The sequence below is a fragment of the Pseudomonas sp. P9_31 genome, from assembly GCF_034008235.1.
Classification (GTDB): Bacteria; Pseudomonadota; Gammaproteobacteria; order Pseudomonadales; family Pseudomonadaceae; genus Aquipseudomonas.
Genome location: NZ_CP125375.1, coordinates 832,542 through 845,917, shown reverse-complemented (window position 1 = coordinate 845,917; position 13,376 = coordinate 832,542). Strand labels below are relative to the sequence as shown.

Genomic DNA, 13,376 nt, shown 5'->3' with positions numbered 1-13,376 from the left:
ATCACCTTATTCAAACCTGTGCGATCCACTTACGATGGGTATGGATCGACATCAAAACCCCAAACGCTGACAGCAGCGTCACCAGCGAAGTTCCTCCGTAGCTAATGAACGGCAACGGCACCCCCACGACCGGCAACAGGCCACTGACCATACCGATGTTGACGAAAACGTAAACAAAAAACGTCATGGTCAGACTGCCCGCAAGCAACTTGCCGAACAATGTCTGAGCCTGGGCGGTGATCACCAGGCCGCGACCGATCAACAGCAGGTAAATCAGCAACAGTGCGCAGATGCCCACCAGGCCGAATTCTTCGCCCATCACCGCAATGATGAAGTCGGTGTGGCTTTCCGGCAGGAAGTCCAGGTGCGACTGGGTACCGAGCAACCAGCCTTTGCCGAACACGCCGCCGGAACCGATGGCGGCCTTCGACTGAATGATGTTCCAGCCCGTGCCCAGCGGATCGCTTTCGGGGTCGAGGAAGGTCAGGATTCGCTGCTTCTGGTAATCGTGCATGATGAAGAACCACATCGCCACGGCCACCGGCACCGCGGCGGCAATCACGCTGAGGATCCAGCGCCAGCGCAGGCCGCCCATGAACAGAACGAACGCGCCACCGGCGAGGATCAGCAGTGAAGTGCCGAGGTCGGGCTGACGCACGATCAATATGAACGGCAAGCCGATCAGAAACAGACTGACGCCCACATGCTTGAGCTGCGGCGGCAAGGTGCGTTTGGACAAGTACCAGGCGATGGTCGCCGGCATCAGGATTTTCATGAATTCCGAGGGCTGGAAGCGGATCACCCCGGGAATGTTGATCCAGCGCGTGGCCCCCATGGCGTTGTGGCCCATCACGTCCACCACCACCAGCAAGAGCACACCGACCACATAACCGACCGGCACCCAGCGGGCCATGAAGCGCGGCTCGAACTGGGCGATGACGATCATCGATACCAGGCCGATACCGAACGAAGTGGCTTGCTTGGCCAATAGGTCCCAGCTCTTGCCGCTGGCCGAATACAGCACGAACAGGCTGCCGGCGGCGAGGGTCAGCAGCAGGATCAGCAACGGCCCGTCGATGTGCAGGCGTTGCAACAGCGTCGCACGGCGACGCATCACATCCTCGCTGGAGAGGATGCGATCGAAATTACTCTTCACGGGCCGTAGCCTCCGCACTGATAGGGCTGGCGTATTCGGCTTTCAGCCGGCCGTCCTGGTCCAGGAGCCAGGCGTCCATGACTTGACGCACCACAGGCGCGGCGACGCCGGAACCGGACTCGCCGTTCTCGACCATTACCGACACCACGATTTGCGGGTTGTCGGCCGGCGCGAAGCCGACGAACAAGGCGTGGTCGCGGTGACGCTCCTGAACCTTGGAGCGGTCGTACTTCTCGCCCTGCTTGATTGCGACCACCTGAGCCGTACCACTTTTGCCGGCAATCCGGTATTGCGCGCCGATCGATGCCTTGCGCGCCGTACCGCGAGCGCCGTGCATGACCTGCTGCATGCCGTGGTTGACCTTGGTCCAGTCGGACGGGTCGCGCAGGATGATGTCCGGCATCGGATTTTCATCCTTCGGCCGCTCGCCTTCGACAGTCTTGGCCAGGTGCGGACGGTTCCAGACACCTTTGTTGGCCACCAGCGCCGTGGCCTGGGCCAGTTGCAACGGGGTCGACTGCATGTAGCCCTGGCCAATCCCCAGAATCAGCGTCTCGCCCGGGAACCAGGCCTGACGACGGGTCGCGCGCTTCCATTCACGGGACGGCATCAGCCCCGGCGATTCTTCGAACATGTCCAGGGAGACTTTCTGGCCGATGCCGAACTTGCCCAGGTAGCTCGACAGTCGATCGATCCCCAGCTTATGGGCCAGGTCATAGAAGTAGGTGTCGTTGGATCGCATGATCGCCGTGTCCAGATCCACATAGCCGTCGCCGGTGCGGTTCCAGTTGCGATATTTGTGATCGTAATTGGGCAGCATGTAGTAGCCGGGATCGAAGACCCGGGTCGATGCGGTGACCACACCCGAATCAAGACCGGCAATCGCCACCGCCGGTTTAATGGTCGAACCCGGCGGATACAGACCGCGCAGCACCCGGTTGAACAGTGGCCGGTCGATGGAATCGCGAAGCTCGGAGTACGCCTTGAAACTGATGCCGGTGACGAACAGGTTGGGGTCGAAACTCGGCTGACTGACCATCGCCAGCACTTCGCCGGTTTTCGGGTCCAGCGCTACCACGGCGCCACGACGACCACCGAGTGCAGCTTCGGCGGCTTCCTGCAATTTGATGTCCAGGCTCAGGACGATGTCCTTGCCGGAAATCGGTTCGGTACGCTTGAGCACCCGCAACACACGGCCCCGAGCGTTGGTCTCGACCTCTTCGTAACCCACCTGACCGTGCAGCTCGGGCTCGTAGAACCGCTCGATGCCGGTTTTACCAATTTGATGGGTGCCGCTGTAACTCACCGGATCGAGCGACTTGAGCTCTTTCTCGTTGATCCGCCCCATGTAACCCACCGAGTGCGCAAAGTGCGCGCCCTGCGGGTAATGACGCACCAGTTGCGCAACCACTTCCACGCCGGGCAGACGGAACTGGTTCACCGCGATGCGGGCGATCTGCTCTTCGGTCAGCTCGAACAGGATCGGCACCGGTTCGAACGGTCGGCGCCCCTGACGCATGCGTTTCTCGAAGATCACCCGGTCCTCGGGTGTCAGCTCCAGCACTTCGACGATCGCGTCGAGCACTTGCTGCCAGTCGCCGGAGCGCTCGCGGGTCATGCTCAGGCTGAAGCTGGGCCGGTTGTCGGCCACCACCACGCCATTGCGGTCGAAGATCAGCCCGCGAGTCGGGGGAATCGGCTGCACGTGAACGCGGTTGTTTTCCGACAGGGTCGAGTGGTACTCGTACTGGATCACCTGAAGGAAATACAGCCGCGCAATCAGCACGCCAATCAGCACCACCACCGTAATGGCCCCGAACACGACGCGGCCACGCACCAGACGGGCGTCTTTTTCGTGGTCCTTGATGCGGATCGGCTGGGGCATGAGGGCAGAACTACTTGTGGTAAGGGTGGCCGGACAGCACTGTCCAGGCACGGTACAGCTGTTCGCCGATCAGAATCCGCACCAACGGGTGCGGCAACGTCAATGGCGACAACGACCAGCGTTGATCCGCCCGCGCACAGACTTCCGGTGCCAGCCCTTCGGGGCCGCCGACCATGAAGTTCACCGTGCGCGAGTCCAGCCGCCAGCGATCGAGTTCGACCGCCAGTTGCTCGGTGCTCCAGGGCTTGCCGTGGACTTCGAGGGTGACAATACGCTCGTTAGGCCCGACCTTGGCCAGCATGGCTTCGCCTTCCTGACGGATAAAGCGCGCCACGTCGGCGTTCTTGCCGCGGGTGTTGAGCGGAATTTCCACCAGTTCCAGCGCCAGCTCGGACGGAAGACGCTTGGCATATTCATGCCAGCCTTCTTCCACCCACTTGGGCATGCGTGAACCGACGGCGATCAGTCGCAGTCGCACAGCGGCCCCTTATTGCTGGTCTTTGTTGAGCTTGATGAAATGCTCATGGGTGTTTTCCGGGCTGTGGTGCGCGGCGCTGCCGGCACGGCTCTGCTCGGCACCCTGCCACAACCGCTCCAGGTCATAGAACTGACGAGCGCTGGCCGTCATCATGTGTACGATGACATCGTCCATATCCAGCAACACCCAGTCGCTGTCACCCTTGCCTTCTTCACCCAACGGCTTGACGCCCAGAGCCTTGACCGCCTCGCGGACCTTATCCAGCATCGCGCCGATCTGGCGGTTGGAAGTACCGGTAGCGATGATCATGAAGTCAGTGATGCTCTGCTTTTCACGAACGTCGATCACCAGAATGTCCTGGGCCTTGACGTCTTCCAGGGCTGCTACGGCAACCTTGACCAGCTCTTCGCCACGCAGCTCCGGGCCGGTGTCAGCCGCGACCGGCAGCGGAGCGCTCTTGAACGTGCCCTTGCGCTTTACTTTGTTTACGTCTTTGTCAGTCATATAAAACTCGTTTTGCTCGTATGTTCGGGCGCTTCGATACACGCATTCACGTGCCTTGAAGCGCGCCCTTTTTCAGTTCGACGCACGGTAAAGTCCGTGCGCATCGATGTAGGCCAGGACCGCGTCGGGCACCAGGAAACGTACCGACTTACCGCTGGCCAGCAGTTGACGGATCTGGGTGGCGGATACCGCGAGCGGTGTCTGCCAGACGAATGCAATCTGTCCGCTCGGCCCTTTGAGGGCCAGCGGGTCGCTCACCGAGCGCGCCGCCAGCAGGTTGCGCAAGGCATCCGGCGGTTCGCTGTCGGCATCCGGGCGTTGCAGCACCAGGATGTGGCAATGCTGGAGCAACTCTTCCCAGCGGTGCCAAGTGGGCAGGCCGCAAAATGCGTCCCAGCCCAAAAGTAGAAAAACCTGGTCTGAAGCGGCAAGTTCGGCGCGCATCAGTTCCAGGGTATCGATGGTGTAGGACGGTTTGTCCCGCTGCAATTCGCGGGCGTCCACCACCAACGGTGGCACACCGGCCACCGCGCACTTGACCATCGCCAGACGGTCCTTCGCCGACACCTGCGGCGTGCCGCGATGAGGCGGCCTGGCACTGGGTGTCAGACGCAACTCATCGAGCGCCAGCGATTCGGCGACTTCCAGCGCACCGCGCAGATGGCCGATGTGCACCGGGTCGAAGGTCCCGCCCAGTACGCCAATGCGTCGAGGCCGGGGCTCGCTGGCGGTCACGTGGGCTGACGGGTCGAGGTCGCCCAAGTCAGACCGACTCCTGGCCGCGCAACTGACCGTCACCGACCACGATGTACTTCTCGCAGGTCAGCCCTTCGAGGCCCACCGGGCCGCGGGCGTGCAGCTTATCAGTAGAAATGCCAATCTCGGCACCCAATCCGTATTCAAAACCATCGGCGAAGCACGTCGGGGTGTTGATCATCACCGAAGACGAATCGACTTCAGCCACGAAACGCCGGCTGTCGGCCAGGTTTTCGCTGACGATCGAGTCGGTGTGATGGGAGCCGTACTTGTTAATGTGCTCGATGGCCTGATCCAGCCCGTCGACCACGCGGATCGAGAGAATCGGCGCCAGGTATTCGGTGGTCCAGTCTTCCTCGGTGGCCGCAACGGCCTCGATGATTGCCCGGGTGCGCTCGCAACCGCGCAGTTCGACGCCTTTCTCGCGGAACTGTGCCGCCATCGAGGGCAGGAAATCTTTGGCAACGGCTTGATCCACCAGCAGCGTTTCCATCGCGCCGCAGATGCCATAACGATAAGTCTTGGCGTTGAACGCGATGCGCCGGGCTTTCGGCAGATCGGCGTGGGCACTGACGTAGACGTGGCAAATGCCGTCCAGGTGCTTGATGACGGGCACGCGGGCATCGCGGCTGACCCGCTCGATCAGGCCACGGCCGCCACGAGGCACGATGACGTCGACGTATTCCGGCATGGTGATCAGCGCGCCGACGGCGGCACGGTCGGTAGTTTCAACCACTTGCACCACGGCGGCCGGCAGACCAGCCTCGGCCAGGCCACGCTGAATGCAGGCGGCGATGGCACGGTTGGAATGAATCGCCTCGGAACCGCCACGCAGGATGGTTGCATTGCCGGACTTCAGGCACAGGCTGGCGGCATCGATGGTCACGTTCGGCCGCGACTCGTAGATGATCCCGATCACGCCCAATGGCACGCGCATCTTGCCGACCTGAATGCCCGACGGCCGATAACTCATGTCACGGATCGCGCCGACCGGGTCCGGCAGTGCCGCGACCTGACGCAAACCGACGATCATGCCGTCGATGCGCGCCGGGGTCAGCGCCAGCCGTTCCAGCAGAGCCGGCTCAAGACCATTGGCGCGACCGGCGGTCAAATCCAGCTCATTGGCTGCGCTCAGCTCGGCGCGCGCAGCGTCCAGCGCACTGGCAGCCGCCTGCAATGCGCGGTTTTTCTGCGCGGTGCTGGCACGGCCGATCACACGGGAAGCTTCGCGGGCGGCGCGACCCAAACGGGTCATGTAGTCAAGAACGGACTCAGTCATGGTCTACTGTGGTCTTGGTAAAGAGGAAAGCGGCAGATTATAGCTGTCGCGTCTCGGGACTAACAGCGGTGACGGGCGGATGGTCGAAATGGAAGGCAATTTGCCGACGTTCAGCCGTGATTAAGCTTGATTAAGCTGCATATTGTTATCATCACGACTCAATCAGCCCTGACAAACGCTGTTCATCATGACCAACCTGACTGTTCGTGCGTCCGATACGCGCCCACCCAAAGCGCTACCGGATGCGTTTTTCGACCGCGATGCCCAAACGCTGGCCCGGGATTTACTGGGCAAGATCATCCGTCATCGGGTCGGCGACCTGTGGCTCGGTGCCCGGATCATCGAGACCGAAGCCTATTACTGCGAAGAAAAAGGCAGTCACGCCTCCCTCGGCTACACAGAAAAGCGTAAGGCTTTGTTTCTGGATGGTGGCCACATCTATATGTATTACGCCCGTGGCGGCGATTCCCTGAACTTCAGCGCCAAAGGCCCTGGCAATGCGGTGCTGATCAAGTCCGCCTATCCGTGGGTCGATGAACTGAGCGGGCCGGCAAGCCTGGCGCAGATGCTGCTGAACAACCCCGACGCTCAGGGCCGCCCTCGCCCCTCGCAAAAGCTGTGTGCCGGGCAGACCCTACTGTGCAAGGCGCTGGGACTGAAGGTGCCGGTCTGGGACGCCAAGCGTTTCGACCATGAAGTGCTGCTGGTGGAAGACATCGGACCTGCTCCCGCCCACATCATCCAGACCACACGCCTGGGCATTCCCCACGGGCGTGACGAACATTTGATGTACCGTTTCGTCGATGCGGCTTATGCGCCGTATTGCACACGCAACCCGTTGCGCCGGGGGCAAATCGAAGGTCGCGATTATTTTTTGTTGTCCTGATACCGGCTGAATCTTGATGCAAAGGAGATCCCTTGTGGGAGCGGGCTTGCCCGCGATAGGGCCATACCGGTCGACATCAATGTTGACTGTCCAGGCACCATCGCGGGCAAGCCCGCTCCCACAGGACTTTTGACATTGTTTAAATTATGTTCGCCCACCAAGGGCCAATTGAATCAGATGGAGTTGTTTTTATGGGCCCATGGCTCGATAGCGTGACCGGTTGGCTGACGGTCAATCCGCAGTGGCTGGCCGCGGCAGTGTTCATAGTGGCTTGTATGGAATGCCTGGCGATTGCCGGGCTGATCGTACCCGGCACGGTGTTGCTGTTTGCCGTGACGGTGCTGGCCGGCAGTGGCGCATTGTCATTGGGTGAAACACTGCTGCTGGGTTTCCTCGGCGGTGTGCTGGGCGATATCGTTTCGTATTTCCTGGGTCGCCATTTCCACCAGAACATCCGTCGCCTGCCAGGGTTGCGCCATCACCCGGAATGGATCGCGGGTGCCGAGGCCTACTTCCAGCGCTATGGCATCGCCAGCCTGTTGGTCGGCCGCTTTATCGGCCCGTTGCGGCCCATGCTGCCCATGGTCGCCGGGATGTTCGACATGCCGTTCCCACGATTCGCCGTCGTCAGCCTGCTGGCCGCCGCAGGCTGGAGCGTTGCCTATCTGCTGCCCGGCTGGGCCACGGGCGCGGCCATTCGTTTGCCGTTGCCGGAAGGTTTCTGGCCCGAGGCCGGGGTCGTCGCGGGCAGTATCGCGGTGATGGTGGGGCTGAGCATCAACAGCAGCCTGCGCCGCCATCGCAAGGCCACGGTGCTGATTGCCAGCCTGAGCCTGGTGATTCTGGCCGGGCTGTTCATCGGCTATCCGCACCTGACCGCCCTCGACCAAGGGTTGATGACTCTGGTGCAGGAACACCGCAGCCCGATGCTCGATGAAGTGGCTGTGGTGTTCACGCTGATCGGCGAATTCCGCAACATGTTTATGATCAGCGCCCTGCTGACAGCCTTGCTGTTGCTGACGCGGCAATGGCGGCACGCGATCTTCGCGGGTGGCACCCTGCTGTTCACCGCGCTGGGCAACACCGCGACCAAGCACTTTTTCGCCCGCATGCGCCCGGAAGTGCTGAGTGATCCACTGACCAGCTACAGCATGCCCAGCGGCCATGCCTCGGGCTCCTTCGCGCTGTTTCTGACGCTCGCGGTGCTGGCTGGCCGCGGACAACCGCCGCGAATGCGCCTGACCTGGTTATTGGTGGGCTGCTTGCCGGCACTGGCGATTGCCTTGTCGCGGGTATATCTGGGCGCGCACTGGCCGACCGATGTGTTGGCCGGTGCAATGCTGGCGGCGTGTATCTGTGCGGCCAGCCTGTGGCTGAGTCAGCGCCAGGCGCCACTCAACGCCATGCCACCCAAGGTCTGGTGGCTGGTGTTGCCGTCGTTGGTGGCGCTGTTCGGATTCTTTGTGTTGAGGCATTTGCCGCATGCTTTGTTGCGGTATGCGTACTGAAAGTTCAAAAGATCGCACCTGTAGCAGCTGCGATCTTTTGACGGATGTCAGGCGAACAACTCACCCTGCAACTCATCGAGCAACGCCTGAATCGCATCCAGCCGTTGCTGCGGATCATCGAGTTGCAGCAGGTTGATCTTGTCCATCTCGGAAAACGGCAACAGGTACGCCAACTGATTGGCCAGCGACTGTTGCCCCGTCGCTTCGGCGCCCATGCTCAGCGCTTCGACCATCGGGTGTTCCGCCAAGGCCTTGAGCAGCGCAACCAGATCGGCGTCTTCGTCCAGTAGCGGTTGCTCAGGCTCATCCTTGAGCCACTCGACTTCGGCGACGATCAACTGGTCGCGCTGCACCTCGGCGCGCACAACGTGAAAGCGCCGCCCGCCCTTCACCCGAATGCCCAGCAGGCCGTTGTCCTGCTGGTGAAAGTCGGTGATCAGCGCCTCGCACCCCACCCGTGCGTAGCCTTCAGGGGCGATGCCGACTTCTTCGCCCTCGAGAATGCACACCACGCCGAAGCCACCGCCCTGTTTCATGCAGCGACCGATCATGTCCAGATAGCGCGCCTCGAAGATCTGCAAGTCGAGGATGCAGTCCGGAAACAGCACCGTGTTCAGCGGAAAAAGCGGCAGACTCATAGACATTTCCTTACACCACCATCGACACCGCCAACGGCAGGAACACCGCCGTGGCCACGCCCATCAGACTCATCGCCAGCGCTGCGAAGGCGCCGCACTCTTCACTTTCCTGCAAGGCCACCGAAGTGCCGACCGCGTGGGCGGTCATGCCCAGGGCCATACCGCGGGCCTCCGGGCTGTGGACACCGAGACGGGTCAAAAGACTCGGCCCGAAGATCGCCCCGATCACCCCGGTAATCAACACGAACACCGCCGCCAGCGCCGCGACGCCACCGATCTGCTCTGCCACCAGCATGGCAATCGGCGAGGTGACCGACTTGGGGGCCATGGTCATCAGGATCATGTGTTCCGCGCCGAACCACCAGCCCAGCAATACCCCCATGCCCGTGGCGACCACGCCACCTATCACCAGCGTAGTAAATATCGGCCAGAACAACTGCCGGATCCGCCGCAGGTTGAGGTACAGCGGCACCGCCAGCGCAACGGTGGCCGGCCCGAGCAAGATGCTCAGGATCTCGGTGCTCTTGCGGTACTCGGCATAGCTCAGGCCGCAACTGACCAGTACACCGATGACCAGCAACATGGAAACCAGTACCGGCTGCAGAAAAACCCAGCGGGTTTTCTCGAACGCCGCCAGTACCAATTGATACGCACCCAGCGTAATGCCGATACCGAACAGCGGATGATGGATCACCGACGCCCAGGCGCCGTGCCAATCGAACATCATTGGCCGCCCTCGTCATGAGCATGACGCTTGACCATGCGCTGCATCAGCACCCCGGCGAAGGCCATCGACAGCACCAGCGACAACACCAGAGCACCGGTGATCGCCCAGAAATCCGCGGCAATGTCAGTGGCGTAAACCATCACGCCCACGGCCGGCGGCACCAGCAGCAACGGCAGGTAACGCAGCAGACTGCTGGCCGCCAGGTTCAGCGGCTCGCCGACTTGGCCACGGCTGATCAGATACCCCAGCAACAACAGCAGGCCAATGATCGGCCCCGGCAGCACTGGCAATATCAGATGGTTGAGGGCAGTGCCGAGCAATTGAAACAGCACCAGCCAAGTCAGGCCACGTAACAACATCCATCATCTCCCGCAAAAGGCGCCAGGCATTATAAGCACGTCAACGCTATGAATCGGCATTCGCCAAAAGCATGGTCAGTTGACCGGAGCCATTTGCCATGTTGATCTAAAGTGGTTCGCAGGGAGGTCGAATCCCCCCACTCGAAAACTATAAAACCGATGACCCAAGGAGAGTCTCAATGCCCTATGTTCCAGTTGCAGAGCTCAAAGATTATGTCGGCAAGGAACTCGGACGTTCCGAATGGCTCACCATCGACCAGGAACGCATCAACCTGTTCGCAGAAGCCACAGGTGACTATCAGTTCATCCATGTCGACCCGGTCAAAGCCGCGCAAACACCCTTTGGCAGCACCATCGCCCACGGTTTCCTGTCGTTGTCGCTGATCCCCAAGTTGATGGAAGACATCCTCATCCTGCCCCAAGGCGCGAAGATGGTGGTCAACTACGGTCTGGACAGCGTGCGTTTTATCCAGCCTGTGAAGGTCAATTCCAGGGTTCGACTCAAGGTCGACATGAACGACGTCACCGAGAAGAAACCCGGCCAATGGCTGCTCAAGGCCACCGCCACGCTTGAAATCGAAGGGTCGGACAAACCGGCGTATATCGCCGAGCCACTGTCCCTCTGTTTCGTCTGACACATGCCTGATTGCGAAACAGCTCATGCTGTTTCGCGCTGTGTCTCTGCCGTGTCTCTATAAATGCGACACATAGCTGCGGCATACTCCGTCGCCTAACTGCCCGGATCCCGCTATGCGCTCACTTGCACTCCTTGCTCTGACCCTGTTGCTCACCGCTTGCGGCGATGGCGAATCGCTGTTGCCCCCCGACGCCCGCCTGCCGGACGGCGGACGCTATCGCGGTGACCTGGTCAACGGCTTGCTGCAAGGCGAGGGTCGCATCGATTACCCGAACGGCAGCTGGTACGCCGGCCAGTTCGACAAAGGCCAATGGCATGGTCAGGGCGAATGGCACGGCAGCAACGGCGAGGTCTATCGCGGGCAATTCCAGCAAGGGCTGTTCGACGGCAAGGGCACGCTGACCACCACCGGCAGCAGCTACACCGGCGGTTTCAAGGCCGGTCGACGGGACGGTGAAGGCACCCTCAAAGAAAACGCCATGACCTACCGTGGCGAATTCAAGGCCGATCAATATTCAGGGCTCGGTCGTCTGGAACTCGAAGACGGCAGCCAGTACCAGGGTCAGTTCGCCCATGGCAAACCCAACGGCGAAGGCCAGCGCGGCGATGCCAGCGGCAATCAGTTCACCGGGCATTTCGTCGATGGTCAGCTGGAAGGCAACGGCACCTTCAACAGCGCCGATGGCGATATCTATGTCGGCGGCTTCAAGAACAATCAACTGCACGGCAAGGGCCGCTACGAGAACGCCGATGGCGATGTCTGGCTCGGTCAGTTCAAGGAAGGGGTGCTGAGCGGCAAGGGCGAGTTGATCGGCGCCGATGGCAGTCACTACATCGGTCAGTTCAGCGACTGGCGCTTCACCGGCCAGGGCCGCTTGAACCTGGCCGATGGCAGTTTCTATGTCGGCCAGTTCGACGGCGACAATTATCAGGGCAAAGGCACGTTGGTGCTCACCGATGGCACGGTGCTGAGCGGCACCTGGATCAATAGTCAGCGTGTGCGCGACGCCGACGGCAAGCTGCTGCCGGACACCCTCGAACTCGGCTTGCTGGCTCAGGGCCGTTTGCTCGACGATGCACTGGCCAGCGTACCGGCCTCGACCCCGGCGGTCGAGCTGTACACCTTGACCCTGGGCGGTGACGGCAAGCAGAGCGTGTTCCTGCGCGAATCGGACTACGTCGCCAACATGCTCGCCAGCCGTTTCGGCGCCTTCGGCCAGATCCGCCTGGTCAACCATCGCGACCACCTTGGCGACCGGCCGATGGCCACCCGGGAAAACCTGCGCCGCGCCGCCCAGACCCTGGCCGAGCGCAGCGGCCCGGAAGACTTGCTGTTCATTTACCTCACCAGCCATGGCTCCAGTGAACACGAACTGGTGCTCGACCAGCCACGCATGGAACTGGCCGACCTGCCGGCCGACGAGCTCGCCGCCGTCCTCGCCCCCCTGAAAAAACGCGACAAGATTATCGTGATTTCATCTTGCTATTCCGGCGGCTTCATTCCCGCGCTCAAGGATGAACGCACCCTGATCATGACCGCCTCGCGCGCTGACCGGGTGTCCTTCGGGTGTTCGGAAGAAGCCAATTTCACTTATTTCGGCGACGCGCTGTTTGCCCAGGCGCTGAACCAGACCGACGATCTGGAGCAAGCCTTCAAACGGGCCAGTGCCACCGTGGCCGAACGTGAGCTGGCCGACAACTTCGAAGCCTCCGAGCCGCAGATATGGGCGCCGAAAGCCGTTCTCGCCCACTGGCAATTGTTACGCAAGCAACAGGCACGAAAGGCACTGCAAAGTGTCTCTATCAGCAAGGATGAAAAGAGCAACTAAGCTGAATAGTATCAAGGGGGAATGACTATGTACTTGACGCCTCAGCATGTATTGCTTGCCGGAGCTACCGGGTTGACCGGTGAACATTTGCTTGACCGTCTGCTCAATGAGCCAACGATTACGCGGGTATTGGCTCCCTCACGCCGGCCACTGGCCGAGCATCCTCACTTGGAAAACCCGGTCGGCGACCCGGCGGCGTTTTTGCCGCAATTGAACGGTCGCGTCGACATTGCCTATTGCTGCCTCGGCACCACCATCAAACAGGCCGGCTCCGAACAAGCGTTTCGCGCGGTGGACCTGGACATGGTCGTGGCGTTCGCCAAACGTGCGCGGGAGATGGGCGCAAGGCACCTGATCGTGATCAGTGCCTTGGGGGCCGATCGCAGATCCTCGATTTTCTACAACCGGGTTAAAGGCGAGATGGAACACGCATTGCGCGCACAGAATTGGCCGCAGCTGACCATTTGCCGGCCTTCGCTGTTGTTGGGCGATCGCGTCGAGCCGCGATTAGGCGAGCGGGTTGCCGGCCCGTTGTCGAAATTGATTCCGGGCAAATACCACGGCATCGAAGCCTGCCAACTGGCCCGCGCCATGTGGCGCCTGGCGCTGGAGGAGCAGGATGGTGTGCGGATTGTCGAGTCGGATGAGTTGCGCAAGTTAGGCAAGTAATTCAGCGGCGCCTGAACGGACGCCTTCGCGAGCAGGCTCGCTCCCACATTTGATTGGCGGCGTTC

General features: G+C 61.2%; 14 protein-coding genes. 5 read left to right on the top strand and 9 right to left on the bottom strand.

The genetic code is table 11. The annotated features are described in order from the left end of the window. Positions 1-10 precede the first annotated feature (10 nt). From rodA to QMK51_RS03845, 6 genes are all read right to left on the bottom strand, one after another. Positions 11-1,114: a rod shape-determining protein RodA gene (rodA, locus tag QMK51_RS03870; RefSeq protein WP_258700648.1), complete on the bottom strand. Its 1,104-nt coding sequence runs from the start codon at positions 1,112-1,114 to the stop codon at positions 11-13. A 31-nt stretch (positions 1,115-1,145) separates the two neighbouring features. Continuing rightward, positions 1,146-3,041 (bottom strand): penicillin-binding protein 2, encoded by a 1,896-nt coding sequence (mrdA, locus tag QMK51_RS03865; protein WP_258698921.1) that lies wholly within the window; start codon positions 3,039-3,041, stop codon positions 1,146-1,148. 10 nt (positions 3,042-3,051) lie between these two features. Next, positions 3,052-3,519, bottom strand: coding sequence for a 23S rRNA (pseudouridine(1915)-N(3))-methyltransferase RlmH (gene rlmH, locus QMK51_RS03860; protein WP_003185785.1), 468 nt, complete (start codon positions 3,517-3,519; stop codon positions 3,052-3,054). A 9-nt stretch (positions 3,520-3,528) separates the two neighbouring features. After that, on the bottom strand, positions 3,529-4,023 hold the full coding sequence (rsfS, locus tag QMK51_RS03855) for a ribosome silencing factor (RefSeq protein WP_320393199.1): 495 nt from the start codon (positions 4,021-4,023) through the stop codon (positions 3,529-3,531). Between the two features lie 72 nt (positions 4,024-4,095). Next, positions 4,096-4,785, bottom strand: a complete 690-nt coding sequence (nadD, locus tag QMK51_RS03850) for a nicotinate-nucleotide adenylyltransferase (RefSeq protein ID WP_258698919.1) — start codon at positions 4,783-4,785, stop codon at positions 4,096-4,098. Between the two features lies 1 nt (position 4,786). Next, positions 4,787-6,058, bottom strand: a complete 1,272-nt coding sequence (locus QMK51_RS03845) for a glutamate-5-semialdehyde dehydrogenase (RefSeq protein WP_320393198.1) — start codon at positions 6,056-6,058, stop codon at positions 4,787-4,789. Between the two features lie 187 nt (positions 6,059-6,245). On the opposite strand from QMK51_RS03845, the gene QMK51_RS03840 reads away from it, so the two are divergent. Then, positions 6,246-6,944, top strand: a complete 699-nt coding sequence (locus QMK51_RS03840; protein ID WP_320393197.1) for a DNA-3-methyladenine glycosylase — start codon at positions 6,246-6,248, stop codon at positions 6,942-6,944. A 191-nt stretch (positions 6,945-7,135) separates the two neighbouring features. After that, positions 7,136-8,452: a bifunctional DedA family/phosphatase PAP2 family protein gene (locus tag QMK51_RS03835; protein WP_258698916.1), complete on the top strand. Its 1,317-nt coding sequence runs from the start codon at positions 7,136-7,138 to the stop codon at positions 8,450-8,452. 47 nt (positions 8,453-8,499) lie between these two features. On the opposite strand, the gene QMK51_RS03830 is transcribed toward QMK51_RS03835, so the two are convergent. From QMK51_RS03830 to QMK51_RS03820, 3 genes are read right to left on the bottom strand one after another with little or no spacing between them, the layout of a single operon-like run. Further along, positions 8,500-9,090 carry an LON peptidase substrate-binding domain-containing protein gene (locus QMK51_RS03830; protein WP_258698915.1) on the bottom strand — a complete coding sequence of 197 codons (591 nt, stop codon included), beginning with the start codon at positions 9,088-9,090 and terminating at the stop codon, positions 8,500-8,502. A 10-nt stretch (positions 9,091-9,100) separates the two neighbouring features. Continuing rightward, positions 9,101-9,817, bottom strand: coding sequence for an LrgB family protein (locus QMK51_RS03825; protein WP_258698914.1), 717 nt, complete (start codon positions 9,815-9,817; stop codon positions 9,101-9,103). Beyond that, on the bottom strand, positions 9,814-10,176 hold the full coding sequence (locus tag QMK51_RS03820) for a CidA/LrgA family protein (protein ID WP_258698913.1): 363 nt from the start codon (positions 10,174-10,176) through the stop codon (positions 9,814-9,816). The genes QMK51_RS03825 and QMK51_RS03820 overlap by 4 nt, the downstream gene beginning before the upstream one ends. A 179-nt stretch (positions 10,177-10,355) precedes the next feature. On the opposite strand from QMK51_RS03820, the gene QMK51_RS03815 reads away from it, so the two are divergent. The 3 genes from QMK51_RS03815 to QMK51_RS03805 all read left to right on the top strand — a co-directional run bounded on the left by QMK51_RS03815 (position 10,356) and on the right by QMK51_RS03805 (position 13,311). Beyond that, the gene (locus QMK51_RS03815) at positions 10,356-10,811 is read left to right on the top strand and encodes a MaoC family dehydratase (protein WP_258698912.1); all 456 of its coding nucleotides are present in this window, start codon (positions 10,356-10,358) and stop codon (positions 10,809-10,811) included. Between the two features lie 115 nt (positions 10,812-10,926). Beyond that, the gene (locus QMK51_RS03810; protein ID WP_320393196.1) at positions 10,927-12,642 is read left to right on the top strand and encodes a C13 family peptidase; all 1,716 of its coding nucleotides are present in this window, start codon (positions 10,927-10,929) and stop codon (positions 12,640-12,642) included. A 27-nt stretch (positions 12,643-12,669) separates the two neighbouring features. Further along, positions 12,670-13,311 (top strand): oxidoreductase, encoded by a 642-nt coding sequence (locus QMK51_RS03805; protein ID WP_258698910.1) that lies wholly within the window; start codon positions 12,670-12,672, stop codon positions 13,309-13,311. Positions 13,312-13,376 lie beyond the last annotated feature (65 nt).